Origin of the sequence: Streptomyces sp. NBC_01176, assembly GCF_045039825.1 — a bacterium.
Lineage (GTDB): Bacteria > Actinomycetota > Actinomycetes > Streptomycetales > Streptomycetaceae > Streptomyces.
Genome location: NZ_CP108600.1, coordinates 1,040,560 through 1,057,091, shown reverse-complemented (window position 1 = coordinate 1,057,091; position 16,532 = coordinate 1,040,560). Strand labels below are relative to the sequence as shown.

The following is a 16,532-nucleotide window of genomic DNA, read 5'->3' as shown; positions in this document are numbered from 1 at the left end:
TGATGACCCCTCATATCGAGAAGGAACCGCACCATGACCGTTGTGAAGGCCGCCGCAGTCCAGATCAGCCCCGTGCTCTACAGCCGCGCGGGTACCGTCGAAAAGGTCGTCGAGAAGATCCGCGAGCTGGGCACGAAGGGAGTTCAGTACGCGGTCTTCCCCGAGACCGTCATCCCCTACTACCCGTACTTCTCCTTCGTGCAGGCGCCCTACGCCATGGCCAGGGAGCCGCTGCGCCTGCTCGAGGAGTCGGTGACCGTGCCGTCCGCCGAGACCGACGCCATCGCCCAGGCCGCGCGAGAGGCGCACATGGTCGTCTCGATCGGCGTCAACGAGCGCGACGGCGGGACCATCTACAACACGCAGCTATTGTTCGACGCCGACGGCACACTGATCCAGCGCCGCCGCAAGATCACGCCGACCTATCACGAGAGGCTCGTCTGGGGGCAGGGCGACGCCTCCGGCCTGCGTGCGGTGGACAGCGCCGTCGGCCGCGTCGGCCAGCTCGCCTGCTGGGAGCACTACCAGCCCCTGGCCCGCTACGCGCTGATCGCCGACGGCGAGCAGATCCACGCCGCGATGTACCCCGGCTCCTTCGGCGGCGCGCTGTTCGCGGAGCAGATCGAGGTCAACATTCGTCAGCATGCCCTGGAAGCTGCCTGCTTCGTCGTCTGCGCAACCGCATGGCTCGACCGGGACCAGGTGGGTCGCATCGCCGAGGACACCGGTGGTCCCGCGCTGTCCGGGGGCTTCTTCACCGCGATCGTCGATCCTGAAGGACGCGTTCTCGGGGAGCCGCTTACTTCCGGCGAGGGCGAGGTCATCGCCGACCTGGACTTCGGACTGATCGACCAGCGCAAGCGCCTGATGGACGCGCGCGGCCACTACAGCCGTCCCGAACTCCTCAGCCTGCAGATCGACCGCACACCGACGGCCCACCTCCACGAGCGCGGTGCTCAGGCTCCGGCCGGTGGCGCTCGTGTGGCGGAGGAGGGCTCCTCCACCGCGGAGTGAGCCGTTCCCGGCCGTGCTGCTTCCGTCCCCGCCGTGGGAACGGAAAGCAGCACGGTCGGCCATCGCGGGAGGGGGCGGCCCGGGCGAGGTCGGCCGCGACCACATAACTGCACGGGCGCCCTCGGTATCCGTAGCAGGCCCGGGGCGGGCGGGAGACGGCGGTCAGCCGCCCTCGACGACGCCCTGGAAGAGGTCGATCTCCCGCTCTCCGCCAGTCCACGGTGGGGCGACTCGTACGTACTCCTCGACAGGGTTCTCACGACCGGTCAGTCTCAACATCCCCAGCAGGGCCTGAGCGTCCGACTGGCTGGCGTGTGCCGCCAGGGCCCGAAGCTTCTGGTCCCAGAACCCGGAGATGTCCACGACGGTGGTGACGTCGTCGTCCTCAACGCCCATGTCCAGCGGGGGAGTCCAGGCGTCAGGACCGAGGGAAGCCCGTGCCAGGGTTCGTACCGCCGCGAGGCGGGACACGGAGAGGGCGATGTGGTAGAGCTTCGGCAGGCGCCGGCCGGGACGCGTGCCGACGCCTCCCTGGGCAGGAAAGCCGCTGGCCGTCCGAATGCGCTCGAACGCGGCGGTCGTGAGGTCGTGCGTACGGACGTGATCCGGGTGGTTCGACAGCCCGTTGGGGGGATAGGTCACCAGGACATCCGGCCGGTACTCGTGCATGAGGGCTTCGAGCTGCCGGACGATCGGCTCGCCGTCGAGTCTGCTGAACGCACGAGGGTCGATGTCGTCGGGGGAGTCGGGCAGCCCGGAGTCCGGATGGTCCAGTCGAATCAGGTGACTCACACCCAGTGCGGCACCGGATAGGGCGAGCTCGTGGGCGCGCCGTGTGGCGATCTCCTCGGGCCGGTGGCCGTGGTGGCCGGGTTTGCGGCCGTCGACTCCGTCGCCCTGTCCGCCATCGGTGCATGTGACAAGGACCGTTCGGACGCCGGCAGCGGCGTATCGCGCGAGTGTGCCGCCTGTCTGGCTGGCCTCGTCGTCCGGGTGCGCGTGCACGACCATCAGCGTCGGTCGGCGGGTTTCCGAAGTATTCAATGTGAGCGCTTCTCTCTGGTGCGACGGAACTTTATCGATACGTGTCGTATCGATAGGTGTCGCCGCTTCGCTTGACAGCCGTTCATGGACCTGTGTGTGACGTACCGACGGATTCGGCGGAGCCGGAGCGCGGGCAGACGTCACATCGGCCGATGCCGGGCGGTGAAATGGGCTGCCTGATCGGTCTCTTCGAGTCGATCATTCACCGCTCCTCCACGGCACTGTGACTCGGATTGCATGGTTTGAATTTCAAACCGTGCACTGTTACCGTACCTGAGCAAGTTGCAGCTCACAACAAGACATGAGGAGTTGTGCACGGTGAAGAATGCACAGCGCGCCCCCTTGGGGGAGAGCCGGACCACTGTCGACGACAGTCCCCGGGATGAGGTGCCCGCGAACAATCGTCGGGCTGGGTGGGTGTTGGCCCTGGGCAGCCTCGGCGCCTTCGTGGTTTTTCTCGACACCACGATTGTGAACATCGCCTTCCAGACCATCAGCCACAGTTTCAACACCACAGCCGGGCATTTGGCGTGGGTTCTCAATGCGTACAGCCTGGTGTTCGCGGCCATGCTCATCCCGGCGGGCCGGGTGGCCGACGGCTACGGGCGCAAGAACATATTCATGGTGGGCATCACCGGATTCGCGCTCATGAGTGCTCTGTGCGGGCTGGCGCCGAGCGCGGGAGTACTGATCACCGCCCGCGCGCTACAAGCGGTCTTCGCCGCCCTTGTCGTGCCGTCCTCGCTCGCGCTCGTCCTTCATGAGTTCCACGCCGCCCGTCGGCATGTCGCGATCGGCGTCTGGGGTGCGATGGCCGCCGCGGCGGCAGCGGTCGGCCCCACGCTCGGAGCGCTGCTCACCGAGTACGCGTCATGGCGATGGATCTTCCTGGTCAACGTGCCGATCGCGGCAGTGATCGTGGCGCTCGGCAGACATCTGCTCCACGAGTCCCGTGACCCGCAGGCGTCCGGCCTTCCCGATCCTCTCGGGGCGCTCCTCGTGGCGGCAATTCCCGCGCTTCTCAGCTTCTCCATCATCGAGGGACCTTCTCGTGGATGGTCCGACTCTTGGGTGGTGATCGGATTCGTTGCGGCGGCCCTTGCGCTTCCCGTCTTCCTGTGGCGTACATCGAAGGCCGCACGGCCGGTGATGGATCTCGCCCTCTTCAAGGAGCGCCAGTTCTCGGAGATCAACGCCGCGACGCTCCTGTTCTCAACAGCGTTCTTCGGCCTCCTGCTGGCCAATCTGATCTTCCTTCAGGCGGAATGGCACTACTCGGTACTGCGCGCAGCACTCGCCAGTTCCGCCGGACCGATCGTCGTCACCATCATCGCGCGCTCCACGACCAAGCTGGCCACCGTTGTCGGACATCGACGTGTCCTTTTCGCAGGCGCCGTCACCTGGACCCTCGGCTGCCTCGGCTTCGCCCTTTTCGTGGACTCCTCACCGCACTGGGTGGCCCACTGGCTTCCGTGGACTCTGCTCACCGGACTGGGAATCGGTCTCACCCTGCCTGTGCAGTCCGGCGCCGCCGTCGCGAAACTTCCCCCGGCGCAGTTCGCCGTCGGATCCGCCATCAACTCCAGTTTCAGGCAGCTCGGGGCAGTTCTGGGAGTCAGCATCTTCGTCGCTCTCCTGGGAACTTCGAAAATGGGTCCTGGAGTGGACAATTTCCAGCACATCTGGTGGGTCTTCGCGGCTCTCGGCCTTGCCGCCGGCGTTGTCCAGGCCCTGCCGCGTCTGAAGTCGGCATCCGCGCCCTCAGCGCGCTGAGGATCCCGCCGTTCGCGGCAGAAGGAACTCCTGCCCGAGACCTCGAATTCCGATCTCGGGCAGGAGGGCCGATGACGCCATGGTGAGCGTGAGGTGACGGGCCCTCAGGTTGTAGAACCCGCCGTCACGTTCACCAGCCAGGAGGTCCCGAACCTGTCGACGCACTGTCCGTGCAGCGCGCCCCACGCGGACTTGGCGAAGGGCACTGTCACGGTTCCGCCGTCGGAGAGCCGGTGCCAGTAGGCGGTGAGGTGCGTCTCGTCGCCGCCGAGGGCCACGGAGAAGGAGCCGCCGGGTCCATGTGCCTCCGGGGTCGTGGTGTCGGATCCCATGAGGATGACGCCCACGGCGCCTTTCAGCATCGAGTGGGCGACCAGGTTCTCCTGGCCGGCGTCCTCCGCTCGGTGCAGATCCGCGTACGTGGTGATGTCCAGCGTGCCGCCGAAGACCGAATGGTAGAACTCCATCGCTTCTCGCGCGTTGCCGTCGAAGTTGAGGTAGGGAGTGACTCGAGCAGTCATGGACCGTCCTTCAGTATGGTTTGAGTTTCAAACCATACTAGCGTGGTCTGACCGCCTCCGGGATGGCCCGCGGGGCGCTTCGCCTAAGCTCGCCTTGGCGTGAAGGCGAGGTCATCCCGGTTCACCCGGGGTCGCGGTCCGCAATGAACGGTTTGATACACAAACCGCAAGTTGATATGCTGAAACATGCCTGAATTTCCCGTAGTCCCCGGAAGGCCCTGCGCGGTCGCAGCCACGCTGGAGCTTGTCGGCGACCGTTGGTCGTTGCTCATCGCCCGCGAGATCATGTTCGGCAACCGGCGCTTCAGCCAGATCGCCCGCAACACCGGAGCACCGCGCGACCGGCTCGCAGCGCGACTCAAATCCCTCGTGGCCGAAGGCATCCTCGAAAAGCACGAGTATCAGGCGACGCGATTCGAGTACCACCTCACAGAGTCGGGCAGGGAGCTCCTGCCCTTGCTCGTCAGTCTCCTGGCCTGGGGTGACCGCTGGGCCGTCGCCGAGCCGCCCATGATCCTGGAACACCACGGCCACCGCGTCCGGCCGACCACTGTGTGTGGCGAGTGCGGAGAAGCGATCGACAGCGGGGGGCTTCACTGGACGCCCAACACGCCGGGGTGGTCGATGGCGGGCCCCGAGGCCTGACGGGCCGGACGCCGCGGGATGTCCGCTCGTGGTCTTCTTCGGCTCGCCCCAGGCATCTCATGCACCTCGGCGTCACGGCCGTCCTCACCGTGCGCGGTCCCCGCCCTGCGGCCGCTCTCCTGCAGCCACCTTCAGGTCAACGATCCTGCCGATTTCCGTCGGCCCCGCGGCAGCCAGGGCCGCTCGGGCAATCTTCCAGGCCGAATCCGCGGGACGATGCCATGACCAACCGCACGCGCGTTGGTCACGCCTCCTCAGGCGGTGTGGTCGTCGTAGAAGGCCCGGTTCTGGGCGACGAAGGTCTGGACATCGAGCGGGTCGGCGCCGCCGATCTTCTTGACCAGGTCGTTCATCCCGGAGAAGACACCGTTTCGGTAGTCGACCGCGACGGCGAGAAGGTGCTGGATGAGATGCTCCGGCGCGCCGCGCTTCTCCAGAATCGCCCTGAATTCGTCGAGGTCGATGGGCACGTAGGTGACCTCGCGGCCCAGGCCCTGCGACATGGCCTCGGCGATCTCGTAGTGGTTGAGCTCCACCGCCCCGTAGAGCGGGTAGATCTGGGCAGCGTGCGGGGCCGGGTCTTCGAGGATGGCAGCGATCACCCTCGCCTGGTCGATGGCGGCGATCGGGGCGTGCCGACCGTCCGCGAAAGGCAGACGGAGTTGACCCGTCCCGTCCCACATATTGATGAGCCACTCGGCGAAGAAGGTCGGCCGGATGTGGGTGACGGCCACCGGGGAGCGGTCGAGTACGCGTTCCCCGACCCAGTGCTGCCGTGCCGCGTTGCTGGCGGTCTCGCGGCGGGCGGAGATCTGCGACATGTTCACAATCGCCTCCACACCGGTCTCCTCCGCTGCCTGGGACACGTTCGCCGTCGCATCCATCAGGCCGGAACTGATCGGATAGGTGAAGTACAGGGCGTTGACCCCTCTCATGGCCCCGGCCAGCGAGTCGAGGTCGAGGACGTCGCCTCTCACGATCTCCGCCCCGAGGCCGGCGAGCCTCTCGGAGCGCTCGTCGGCGCGGTGGACGAGCGCGCGGACGTGGTGTCCGCGTTCGAGTAGCAGTTCGGTGGTGTGACTGCCGGTCTTACCGGTCGCCCCGATCACCAGAAGATTGCGTTTCACGATGGTTCTTCCTTTCGAGACAAGTGCCGGTGTGGGGGGAGCCCTTCGGAGGGGCCGCACGGGATCATTGGGAGTTCGTGCGATGACCGTCCGGCAGGCGGAACAGCTCGAAGAACAACCGGGCGGTCTCATACTCTCCATCGATGACGAGCTGTCCTGAGGCCACCGCGCCATCGACGGCGACCTGCCCTCTCGCGAGGGCGTAGAACGTCTCCCTGTCGCAGGTCAGACGCAGGCCGGGCGTGACCGGTGCCCTGCCGGCCTCCAGCCGCACCCGCTCGCCGTCGCCCCGCAGCCACAGCGTCTCCCCGCCCACCACCAGCTCCGTGAGCGTGTCGAAGCGGGCCGCTTCTTCTGCCGGGGCAATGAGGCGCATCGCGGCCATGATCCAGGCGGCACGGCCCGTGTAGCCGGGCGGCGGGTCCTCCAGACCTGTGCCCCACTCGGCGAGGCCGGCCAAGGCCGGCATCAGCGCTTCCCCCCGGTCGGTCAGCTCATAGGCGACGGCGCGGCCGGGACCGGGCAGCGCGGTACGGCGCAGCACGTCGTGTTGTTCGAGGTGCTTGAGACGTGCGGCCAAAAGACTCGTTCCCAGGCCCGGCAGGGCCGACAGGAAGTCACCGTAGCGGCGGGGCCCCAGGGTGAGCTCCCGCACGATCAGCAGCGTCCATCTCTCCCCCAACACGTCCAGCGCGCGGGCGATGAAACAGGTCTGTTCGTAGGAGCGGGTCACCGTGCCACCTCGATCGGCGACATCAGCGAGCCCGCGGCGGGCATCGCCCCCACGCCGGGTACCGGGGCGGACAGGCCGACATGGCCCAGCAGGTCAGTGACGACTCGCTGTATCTGCACCCGCTGCACCTCGAGCCGGCCCGCACGCTCGAACGCGGGGACGGCCATCCGGGCAGCAGCGCGGTGGGCTCCGGCGCTGCCCGCTGTTCCGTCCACGAGATAGAAGTGCTCGACGACCCCTCGCACCTCACTGCGAAATCGGAACCCCACCATCCACTTATTGGGGCTGCTCACTGACCTCTCCTTCCGGACACGGTCACCTGCCTGGGTACGCCCGGTAGCTGCGATGGTTCGAAATCAAGTAGTTACTACTACTAATTTTAGAACCACGGTACGGACGGGAATCTTCCCGGCCGGGCCGACATTCGTGGTCCTGACTCCTGACAACCCCGGCTGGCTGGGTCGGCCGGGCCGAATGAGCCGTGCAACATCGCGATTGGCACCGGCCTGACGCCCTTGATCTGCGCGGCGTCCACGGCGACGGGAAGAGGCGGCCCGGTTGAGGCCGAGGAGCTTTTCGGTGACGGCTCCGCCGAAGGAGTGCCGGATGGGCTGCCCCTCCAGGCCGTCGATCAACTGCTCGTAGTGGGCGACGATCGCGCCGAAGCTGTGGCCGGCGAGGGCTTTGGGGTGACGTCCGTGTCCTCTCTTTCGGTGTGAAGGTGGCAGGTCCGGGTGAGGCGGTACGTGATGCCGCTGCTGCGGGCGACCCACGCGTCGGACAGGGCTGCGGCCAGGGCGTGCTGCGCCCGCATCCGGTGCAATGCCCGGTGCGATGAGACGCGGGGCGATGTCGCTCAGCGCGGCGATCGTGGGAGCGATGACGGGTTCGAAGGCGGCCCCGCTCAGGTGAAGGCCGCCGAGCAGGGCGTGGAGTGCCGTGACGCCGGTCAGCCGCTGGGCGTGGTGCGTCCGGTTCGTTGGACCTGGCGGGCGGCATGGCGCGGCGGCCGCCCGAACTTCGACCGCAATGCTTTCACGGCTGCGAACTCAGAGGCCTGCGTCCAGACTGCCGTCACCGTCTGCGAGCCGGCTTTCCAGGCCCGTGATGATCGTGTCCAGGGCCAGGCGGAAGACCTCGACTTCGTCGTGACCGGGCCGGGCGAGTCCGCCTTCGTCGGGAGTGGAGGGATTGAGGCTCGACCACTGGCGGAGCGCCCCGTTGAGCTCGGCGCTGAGGACTCCGGTGATGACGGCGCACACGAGGGCGGCGATCTGCGGGAACTCGGAATGTGGCACCCCGGCGGCATCCAGGATCGCGGCGAGCGAAACCCAGAACGGGTCTTCGGGTTGGATGAAGTCAGCTTGGTGGCTGAACGAGTACGCCATGAGCTTGGGGTGGCGGTGTGCCAGTGTCCGGAAGTCCGTGGCGAGCAGGCGCAAGCGCTCCTGCCAGGGAGCGTCCTCCAGTGTCACGGTGCGGAATTGGGTGCCGACCATTCTGGCCACGCCGCGCAGTAGGGCGTCCTTGTTCGGTACGTGGTGGTACAGCGACATCGGGTTCGCATCAAGGACGGTCGCGAGTTTGCGCATGGTGAGCGCCTCGACCCCATCCGTATCGATGAGCTGCACGGCGGCAGCGTAGATACCTGCCTCGGTCAGAGGTACCTCTCTCTTCCTTGTTCCTCGCGGGGGACGCTTCGCCTTTTCCATACCGCGTACGGTACCAGTTTCATACGGCGTACGGGAGCGGGTGTGATCGCGTAACGGTGCAGGTGGTGGAGCCATCGCTCAGCTCGGGGTCGACTTTCCATACGCCGTATGGTACCAATTCCATACGGCGTATGTTTCCGTCGTTCGCCCCGGTTTCCGCCGGCGCCCCCTGCCCCCCTCCCTGCACAAAAGGAGCAAGCCATGTCCACACAGCCCGAGACCGGCCTGCGACCCATCCGGTCTCCGCGCGGGGTCCCGTTCTTCGGACACACGCCGCAGATCCCCAGCACCAACCCGGTGGAGTACTTCGGCGAGCTGTCCAAGCAGTTTCCCGAGGGTCTCTATGGCATGGAGATCGCCGGCATCGAACAGGTCTTCGTCTGGGACCCGGATCTGGTGGCCGAGGTCTGCGACGAGACGCGGTTCTACAAGCAGATCGAGAAGACGCCGCTGAACCATGTCCGGGACTTCACGGGTGCGGGGCTGTTCACGGCCCACCAGCACGAGGAGGAATGGGGGATGGCGCACCGGATCCTCCTGCCGGCGTTCAGCCAGCGGGCCATGAAGGCCTACTACGGACAGATGCTGGAGATCGCCCAGAACCTGGCGGGCAAGTGGGAGAGCAAGGAGGGCCAGCCGGTCAACATCACCGACGACTACACCCGGCTCACCCTGGACACGATCGCCCTGTCAGGGTTCGGCTACCGGTTCGACTCCTTCGCCAAGGAGGATCTGCACCCCTTCCTCAACGCGCTGCTGCAGGCGCTCGTGGAGTCGCTGCGGCGCTCGCAGGAACTGCCGATGATGACCAGGCTCCGCAAGGCGGACGACAAGAAGTACCGCGAGAACGTCCAGCTGATGCGGGACCTGGTCGGAAATGTGATCAAGGAGCGCCGCGAGGGCAGGGGCACGGGCGAGGACGACCTGCTGGGGCTGATGCTGCAGGCCACGGACCCCGAGACCGGCAAGGGGCTGGACGACGACAACGTCCGTGACCAGGTGGTCACCTTCCTGATCGCCGGTCACGAGACCACCAGCGGCCTGCTCTCGTTCGCCACGTACTCGCTGATGCGTAACCCGCACGTCCTGGCCCAGGCCTACGCCGAGGTGGACCGCCTGATGCCGGGCAACACGGTCCCGGACTACGACACGATCATGCAGATGGACGTGATCCCGCGGATCCTGGAGGAGACACTCCGCCTGTGGGCCCCCATCCCCCTGATCGGCAAGTCCCCGCTGGAAGACACCGTCATCGGCGGCTGCTACGGGCTGAAGAAGGGAACAAGGGTCAACATCCTCGAAGGCCCGCTGCACACTCACCCCAAGGCGTGGGAGCGGCCGCAGGAGTTCGACATCAACCGGTGGCTGCCGGAGAACCGGGTCAACCACCACCCGCACGCCTACAAGCCGTTCGGCAACGGCGTACGGGCCTGCATCGGCCGGCAGTTCGCGCTCACCGAGGCTCGCCTGGCCCTCGCGCTGGTGCTGCAGAAATTCAAGTTCTCCGACCCCGGCGACTACAAGATGGACGTTCGGGAGGCGCTGACGCGCAAGCCCGGCGACTTCAAACTGGTCGTGCGCGCCCGTCAGGAGCACGAGCGCACCGTCTTCGGCGCCGCGGACCTGCAGACCAACGACACGCAGCAGCAGACTGCGGTCAGTGGCGTCGGGGTGAACCTGACCGTCGCCTACGGCTCCAGCCTCGGCTCGTGCGAGGACCTGGCGCGCACCATCGCCGACCGCGGCGAGCGCTCGGGGTTCGGCACCACCCTGGTCGGCCTGGACGAACTGGGCGACAACCTTCCCACCGAGGGCCTGCTCGTCGTCGTGGCCTCCAGCTACAACGGCAAGGCCCCGGACAACGCGCAGCGTTTCGACGACCTGCTCGCCGTCGGCCTCCCGGAGGGCTCACTGTCGAACGTGCGGTTCGCACTGCTGGGTGCCGGCAACACCCAGTGGGTGGCCACCTACCAGGGTTTTCCCAAGCGGATCGAGGCAGGCCTGCTGGCTGCCGGCGCCACCCGCGTCATTGAGCGCGGCATCGCGGATGCCGCCGGCGACTTCGACGGCATGGCCAGCCGATGGATGAACACCCTCTGGACAACCCTGGCCGAGGAGTACGCGGCCGACACCTCCGAAACCACCGGGCCGCGCTTCCAGGTCCAGCTGCTCACCGAGGCCGACGTGCGCCTCGCGATCGTCTCCGAACAGGCCTACCCGCTCACTGTCGTGGCCAACGACGAACTCGTCGGCGACGCGACCGGGCTGTGGGACTTCAGCATCGAGCCCCCGCGCCCGGCCGCGAAGTCCATCACCGTCGAACTCCCCGACGGTGTCACCTACGACACCGGCAACCACCTGGCCGTCTTCGCCAAGAACGAGCCGCAGCTGGTCAACCGCGCCCTCGCACGGCTCGGCGTCGACCGCGACCAGGTCCTGCGCCTGGACCAGCCCGCCGGCGGCCGCACCCACCTCCCGGTGGGCACCCCCGTCACCGCGGGGCTGCTGTTCACCGAGTTCGTGGAGCTGCAGGACGTGGCCACCCGCTCCCAGATACAGGCGTTGGCCGAACACACCCAGTGCCCATGGACCCGGCCCCAGCTGCAGGCCTACACGGCCGACACGGCCGAAGCCGAGGAGCGCTACCAGACCGAGATCCTCGGCAAGCGAGTCTCCGTGCTCAACCTGCTGGAGCGCTTCCCCGCGGTCGAGCTGCCACTGGCTGTCGCTCTGGAAATGATGGGCCCGATCCGCCCCCGCTTCTACTCCATCTCCTCCTCCCCGCTGGCCGACCCCCGGCACGTGCGCCTGACCGTCGGCCTCCTCGAAGGACCCGCCCTGTCGGGCGACGGCCGATACCGCGGCACCTGCTCCTCCTACATCGCAGGCCTCAATCCCGGCGACGTCGTCTACGGCTATGTGCGCGTGCCCTCCCCGACCTTCGCCCCGCCTGCCGACCCCGCCACACCGCTGATCCTCATCGGCCCCGGAACGGGCATCGCGCCGCTGCGCGGCTTCCTGGAGGAGCGAGCCCACCAGCACGAGAACGGCACCCAGGTGGGCCTGTCCCAGGTCTTCGTCGGCTGCCGCCACCCCGAACACGACTACTTCTACCGGCAGGAGATGCAGGACTGGGAGCAGGCCGGGATCGCCCAGGTGCACACCGCCTTCTCCGCGGTGACCGGCCACCCGGCCCGCTTCGTACAGGACGCCATCGCAGGCGCCGCAGACACCGTGTGGCAGGCCATTCAGAACGGCGCATACGTCTACGTCTGCGGGGACGGCCGCCGCATGGCACCCGCTGTGCGCGAGGCGCTCGCGGCCATCTACCGCCGGCACACCGGCAGCGACGACGAGACCGCCCAGCAGTGGCTCGCCCTGCTCGAAGCCGACGAGCGCTACCAGCAGGACGTCTTCGCCTAGGCCCTCGGACGCCGGGAGGCCTGCGGTCCTCCTGACACCCGCACCCCTCCCGGCCACCACTCACCCGCGAGGCACCACATGGCACCCCCCGGCCCGAACCGCCGGAGTGCCGCTCACAGAAAGCAGAGACCCATGGACACCATGCTCGCCGGACGCTTCCACCTGGACAGCAAGAAGTTCGCCGTGGAGGAAGTGCCCATCCCCGTTCCCGGCCCGGGCGAGGTCCTCATCGAGGTCAAGGCCGCAGGCGTCTGCCTCTCGGACGTCCACCTCATCGACGGCTCCCTCGTCCCCCTCTTCGCCACTTCCGACACGGTCACCGTCGGGCACGAGGTCGCCGGAGTGATCCACACCCTGGGCCCCGACCTCAAGCGCGGCCTGACCACCGGCACGCGCGTCACCCTGGAGGCGGGCAAGACCTGCGGCCGGTGCGCCGGCTGCGTGCGCCGTCGCCCCTGCACCCAGATGCTCACCGCCGGCATCGACTACGACGGTGGCTGGGCCCAGTACACCGTCGCCCGCGAGGACACCCTCATCCCCATTGCCGACAGCCTCCCCTTCGACCAGGCCGCGATCATCCCCGACGCGGTCTCCACCCCCTACGCCGCCGTCGTCGCCACCGCGGGGGTGCGACCCGCACAGTCCGTCGGCATCTGGGGCGTGGGCGGTGTCGGCGCCCACAACGTCCGCGTCGCCCGCCTGGCCGGCGCGGCGCCGATCATCGCCGTCGATCCGCTGCCCGGCGCCCGGGAGCGTGCCCTGGCCTTCGGTGCGGATTTCGCCCTGGACCCGGCCGCCCCCGACTTCGCCGACCAGGTCCACGCGGCCACCGGCGGACGGGGCCTGGACTTCGCCTTCGACTGCGCCGGCGTGCCGACGGTCCGTGAGCAGGCCGCCGCCGCGCTGGGCCTGAACGGGGTCCTCATCCTGGTCGGCATCAGCCCCAGGCCGATCACCATCAGCGAGGGCCTGACCTTCAACTACCTGGGCAAGCAGGTCCGCGGTCACTACGGCGGTACTCCCGAATCTGTCACGGAGCTGGTCCGCCTTGCGGAGGTCGGCCGTCTCGACCTGGCCCCCTCCATCACCGACCACATCCCGCTCGCCGAGGCCGCCGACGCGGTCAACCGGCTGGAGAACAAGATCGGCGATCCGATCCGCCTCATCCTCGTCCCCTGATACCTGAACAGAAAGTTCGCCAAGACCACCTCGGGCAGGGGTGAGCGGGCGCCGGTGCTTGAGGGAGCACCGGCACCCGCGCCTTTTGACGTCCGGGTCTGGCGCACACCGTCTCAGAGAGGCGGGTGAAATCGAGTGCAAAAACGAGCCGCCAGGTCCCCCCTGTGCGTCTACGGGCATACGCCGTCTGCTGCATCGTCAGCCAGGCGAAGCCTCCGAAGAACCCTCGCGATCGATTCGCCGTGCCGAGCCGGACCGCGCTCACAGGGCCCCCGGAACACTGTCCAACCCCAGCGCCGCCGCTTCCGAGAAGAGCTCCGGCGCGCCCGGGCCGCACTCCGCCCAGACCGTCTTGCCGCGTCGGGCATGACGCGTGCCCCAGCGCTCGGCGAGTTGGGCGACGAGGAACAGGCCTCGCCCGCCCTCGTCGAAGACACGGGCCCGGCGCAGGTGCGGAGTCGTGCTGCCGGCGTCCGCGACCTCGCACATGAGCGTGCGGTCGCGGAGGAGACGCAGCTGGATGGGGGGCCGACCATAACGGATGGCGTTGGTGACCAGTTCGCTGACGACGAGTTCCGCGGTGGAGGCGAGTTCCTGAAGTCCCCAAGTGCTGAGCTGCTCGCGGACGCACGCTCTGGCCCGGGCGACCTCGGCAGGGTCGGCATCCACGTCCCACGTGGCGACCTGACCGTCTCCGAGGACGTGCGTGCGGGCCAGGAGGAGTGCCACGTCGTCGTGCGGTCGCACTGCGGGCAGCAGCGTTTCGAGGAGGGCGTCGCAGCTCGCCTCCAGGGAGGTGGAGGACTGCGCGAGGGCGTGACACAGCCGGGTGATGCCTGCCTCGACGTCGTGGTCGAGGCCTTCGACCAGGCCGTCCGTGTAGAGGGCGATCAGGCTGCCCTCGGGCAGATCGATCTCCACCGTCTCGAACGGCAGGCCGCCTACTCCGAGAGGTGGGCCGGCCGGCAGCTCGAGGATGCCGGCGGTTCCGTCCCGGGCCATCACGACGGGCGGCACATGGCCTGCTCGGGCGAGGGCACAGCAGCCGGTGACAGGATCGTATACGGCGTACAGACAGGTGGCCCCTAGACCTCCCGCGGCTTCGGTGTCCGTCTCGGTGGTGGCTTCGGAAGAGACTTCGGCGGACAGACGGATGACGACGTCGTCCAGGTGGGTGAGGAGTTCGTCGGGTGGCAGATCGATGTCGGCGAGGGTTCGTACGGCGGTCCGCAGCCTGCCCATGGTGGCGGCGGCCTGAATGCCGTGGCCGACCACGTCGCCGACCACGAGTGCGACCCTGGCCCCGGAGAGCGGGATGACGTCGTACCAGTCGCCGCCCACGCCGAGCTGGGCGGCAGCAGGCTGGTAGCGCGAGGCGACGTCGACGGCAGACTGCTCGGGTGTACCGCGTGGAAGCAGGCTGCGCTGGAGGGCGAGAGCCGTGGCACGTGCGTGCGTGTATCGGCGGGCGTTGTCGACGGCCACCGCAGCCCTGGCGGCGATCTCCTGGGCGAGAAGCAGGTCCTCGTCCCCGTACGCCTCGGGCCTGTGCCGGAGAAACTGCGCCACGCCCAGCGTGGTGCCACGAGCGCACAGCGGTATCAGCAGCATGGATGTGGACGGGGCGGGGTGGAGCCGTGAGGGCTGCCCGGTGACCAGGGCCTGAGCCTGTGGGGAGCCGTCCGGATACCTGTGGAGCTGCTGCTCTGGCGGAACCAACGGTTCGTCGGCGTCCGCTTCCAGGTAGATCGTCCCGGGGAGCCCGTCCGTCACCGACCGCTGGACGACCCGGCGGACCATCCGGGTGCCCAGCGTAGAAGGCTCGTCCCCGGAGAACGTGTCGAGGAGGTCGACGGTGACGGCATCGGCGAGACACTCCGTGGCCAGGTCCGCCAGCTCCTGAACGGTGCGGGCGGTGTCCAGGGTCGTCCCGACGCGCATGCTTGCCTCGTTCACCACCGCCAGGCGCCACTGCACCTGGCGGTCCCGCTCGTCCTGGAAGGCCAGGACACCCGTCTCCGATGTGCGGTCCGTGTACTCGGTCGCCAGTGTGATCAGTTTGCGTGCCGCGCCGCTGATCGTCTGAGCATCGGTGGTGAGCCGGGGCAGCTCCTCGAGCACCTGGTCGAGGATGACGCCCTGCGCCAGCCGGACGGCGCGCAGCAACGTTGTGACCGGCTTCCCGTGTTGAGCCAGCCGGCGCGCGCGCTTGGCGTCGGCAGCCGGCGGATCGATCCGCCGCAGGTCGACGTCGTGCTCGATCCCGAGAAGCAGGGCGTGAACGTGTTCGGCGACATTGTCGCCCGTCATCCGGGCGATGTCCGGTTCGTCCCACAGCTCGGGGACCTCGCGCCGCAGGCATTGCTCTACTTCGTGGATCAGCTCGTCCGCTCGCGGGCTGAGTTCATGCGCGGCACGCGACAGAAGACTCTCCGCGGTGAAGTCCACTCTGACGACGTTACGCCGCCCTACGGAAGCGCGAACCCTCAGCTGGCCCCATCCGGCGGCGTGATGGCAGCGGAGACCGTGTCACGGGCTGGTCGGGTCGAGGATCCGCGCGGCCGCAATCGGGCGGATGGAAGCCGACGGCCATTTCGGTGGTCACAGGGCTGGCGCAGCCGGTGCTCGGTCAACCGAGGCCGGGCAGCGGCCGCCGGGTCACCCGGTGGGCGTCATCAGGCGGGACGCCCAGCATGCGCAGGACCATCTCGGCCAGGTCCGAGGCGGCCTCGTCGCCGTCGAGGTCGGGGCGGGCCAGCCTCAGCGCCACGAGCGACATCAGGGTGCCGCCCAGGGCGGACAGGGCGGTGGTCGCGTTGGGGCAGGTGAAGCGGCCCGAGGCGATGCCGTTCTCCAGGTCGCGCAGGGCTCGAGGGGCGAGTCCGCGGTCGGAGTGGATGTAGGCCAGGCCGCGGTCGCGCAGGATCCGCAGGAGCTCAGGGTGGGAGTCGGCCATGCGGGCGGTGAGCCGGAAGCCCGCGGCGACGAGCTCGGCCGGGTCGTCGATGCCCTGTACCCGCTCGTCGATGACCTGCCCGAACTCGTCCAGGGCGTCTGTCACCGCGGCGTCGAACAGCTCCGTCTTGGACTCGAAATGGTTGTAGAAGGAGCCGAAGCCGACATCCGCTCGCTCGGCGATGGCCTGGATGCTGGCGCTGGTGTCCCCGGTCTCCGCGAGGATCTGCCGGGCCGCACGGACGAGCGCGTGACGGGTCTCGGCACGGCGCCGCTCGAAGCGGTTCTTGGGCGGGGCTGACGTCGGCATACGGCGAGTCTAACAACCGTCGCGATGAGGCTCCCATTAGTGATGAGATCATCAACTATCTAGCCTCATGCTATTGACGATGAGAGCGCCAAAGTT

Annotated in this window: 13 protein-coding genes; 5 read left to right on the top strand and 8 right to left on the bottom strand. The window is 68.1% G+C overall.

The window, feature by feature from the left end; genetic code table 11:
- Nucleotides 1-33: 33 nt before the first annotated feature.
- Nucleotides 34-1,014, top strand: coding sequence for a nitrilase-related carbon-nitrogen hydrolase (locus OG199_RS04245; RefSeq protein WP_356798710.1), 981 nt, complete (start codon nucleotides 34-36; stop codon nucleotides 1,012-1,014).
- A 162-nt stretch (nucleotides 1,015-1,176) separates the two neighbouring features.
- On the opposite strand, the gene OG199_RS04240 is transcribed toward OG199_RS04245, so the two are convergent.
- On the bottom strand, nucleotides 1,177-2,058 hold the full coding sequence (locus OG199_RS04240) for a PIG-L deacetylase family protein (RefSeq protein ID WP_405828048.1): 882 nt from the start codon (nucleotides 2,056-2,058) through the stop codon (nucleotides 1,177-1,179).
- 318 nt (nucleotides 2,059-2,376) lie between these two features.
- Between OG199_RS04240 and OG199_RS04235 the strand changes: the two genes are divergently transcribed.
- A complete protein-coding gene (locus tag OG199_RS04235) occupies nucleotides 2,377-3,831 on the top strand; it encodes an MFS transporter (protein WP_405828047.1) in 1,455 nt (484 codons plus the stop codon).
- A gap of 104 nt (nucleotides 3,832-3,935) precedes the next feature.
- On the opposite strand, the gene OG199_RS04230 is transcribed toward OG199_RS04235, so the two are convergent.
- Nucleotides 3,936-4,352 (bottom strand): VOC family protein, encoded by a 417-nt coding sequence (locus OG199_RS04230; protein ID WP_356798714.1) that lies wholly within the window; start codon nucleotides 4,350-4,352, stop codon nucleotides 3,936-3,938.
- A gap of 186 nt (nucleotides 4,353-4,538) precedes the next feature.
- On the opposite strand from OG199_RS04230, the gene OG199_RS04225 reads away from it, so the two are divergent.
- Complete coding sequence (locus OG199_RS04225) at nucleotides 4,539-4,997, top strand: helix-turn-helix domain-containing protein (RefSeq protein ID WP_356798716.1); 459 nt, start codon at nucleotides 4,539-4,541, stop codon at nucleotides 4,995-4,997.
- 254 nt (nucleotides 4,998-5,251) lie between these two features.
- Here OG199_RS04225 and OG199_RS04220 read toward each other — a convergent pair whose 3' ends face one another.
- From OG199_RS04220 to OG199_RS04205, 4 genes are all read right to left on the bottom strand, one after another.
- On the bottom strand, nucleotides 5,252-6,124 hold the full coding sequence (locus OG199_RS04220) for an NAD(P)H-binding protein (protein WP_405828044.1): 873 nt from the start codon (nucleotides 6,122-6,124) through the stop codon (nucleotides 5,252-5,254).
- 64 nt (nucleotides 6,125-6,188) lie between these two features.
- The gene (locus OG199_RS04215; protein WP_405828042.1) at nucleotides 6,189-6,857 is read right to left on the bottom strand and encodes a winged helix-turn-helix transcriptional regulator; all 669 of its coding nucleotides are present in this window, start codon (nucleotides 6,855-6,857) and stop codon (nucleotides 6,189-6,191) included.
- Nucleotides 6,854-7,150, bottom strand: a complete 297-nt coding sequence (locus tag OG199_RS04210) for a hypothetical protein (protein ID WP_405828041.1) — start codon at nucleotides 7,148-7,150, stop codon at nucleotides 6,854-6,856. The genes OG199_RS04215 and OG199_RS04210 overlap by 4 nt, the downstream gene beginning before the upstream one ends.
- Before the next feature lie 756 nt (nucleotides 7,151-7,906).
- On the bottom strand, nucleotides 7,907-8,569 hold the full coding sequence (locus OG199_RS04205) for a TetR/AcrR family transcriptional regulator (RefSeq protein ID WP_405828040.1): 663 nt from the start codon (nucleotides 8,567-8,569) through the stop codon (nucleotides 7,907-7,909).
- Between the two features lie 201 nt (nucleotides 8,570-8,770).
- Between OG199_RS04205 and OG199_RS04200 the strand changes: the two genes are divergently transcribed.
- Both OG199_RS04200 and OG199_RS04195 read left to right on the top strand, forming a co-directional pair.
- Nucleotides 8,771-11,992 carry a cytochrome P450 gene (locus OG199_RS04200; RefSeq protein WP_405828038.1) on the top strand — a complete coding sequence of 1,074 codons (3,222 nt, stop codon included), beginning with the start codon at nucleotides 8,771-8,773 and terminating at the stop codon, nucleotides 11,990-11,992.
- 132 nt (nucleotides 11,993-12,124) lie between these two features.
- The gene (locus OG199_RS04195) at nucleotides 12,125-13,171 is read left to right on the top strand and encodes a zinc-binding dehydrogenase (RefSeq protein ID WP_405828036.1); all 1,047 of its coding nucleotides are present in this window, start codon (nucleotides 12,125-12,127) and stop codon (nucleotides 13,169-13,171) included.
- 261 nt (nucleotides 13,172-13,432) lie between these two features.
- Here the strand turns inward: OG199_RS04195 and OG199_RS04190 are convergent, their stop codons facing one another.
- Both OG199_RS04190 and OG199_RS04185 read right to left on the bottom strand, forming a co-directional pair.
- Nucleotides 13,433-15,619: a SpoIIE family protein phosphatase gene (locus OG199_RS04190; protein ID WP_405828034.1), complete on the bottom strand. Its 2,187-nt coding sequence runs from the start codon at nucleotides 15,617-15,619 to the stop codon at nucleotides 13,433-13,435.
- Between the two features lie 181 nt (nucleotides 15,620-15,800).
- A complete protein-coding gene (locus tag OG199_RS04185; protein ID WP_356798732.1) occupies nucleotides 15,801-16,436 on the bottom strand; it encodes a TetR/AcrR family transcriptional regulator in 636 nt (211 codons plus the stop codon).
- Nucleotides 16,437-16,532: the final 96 nt, after the last annotated feature.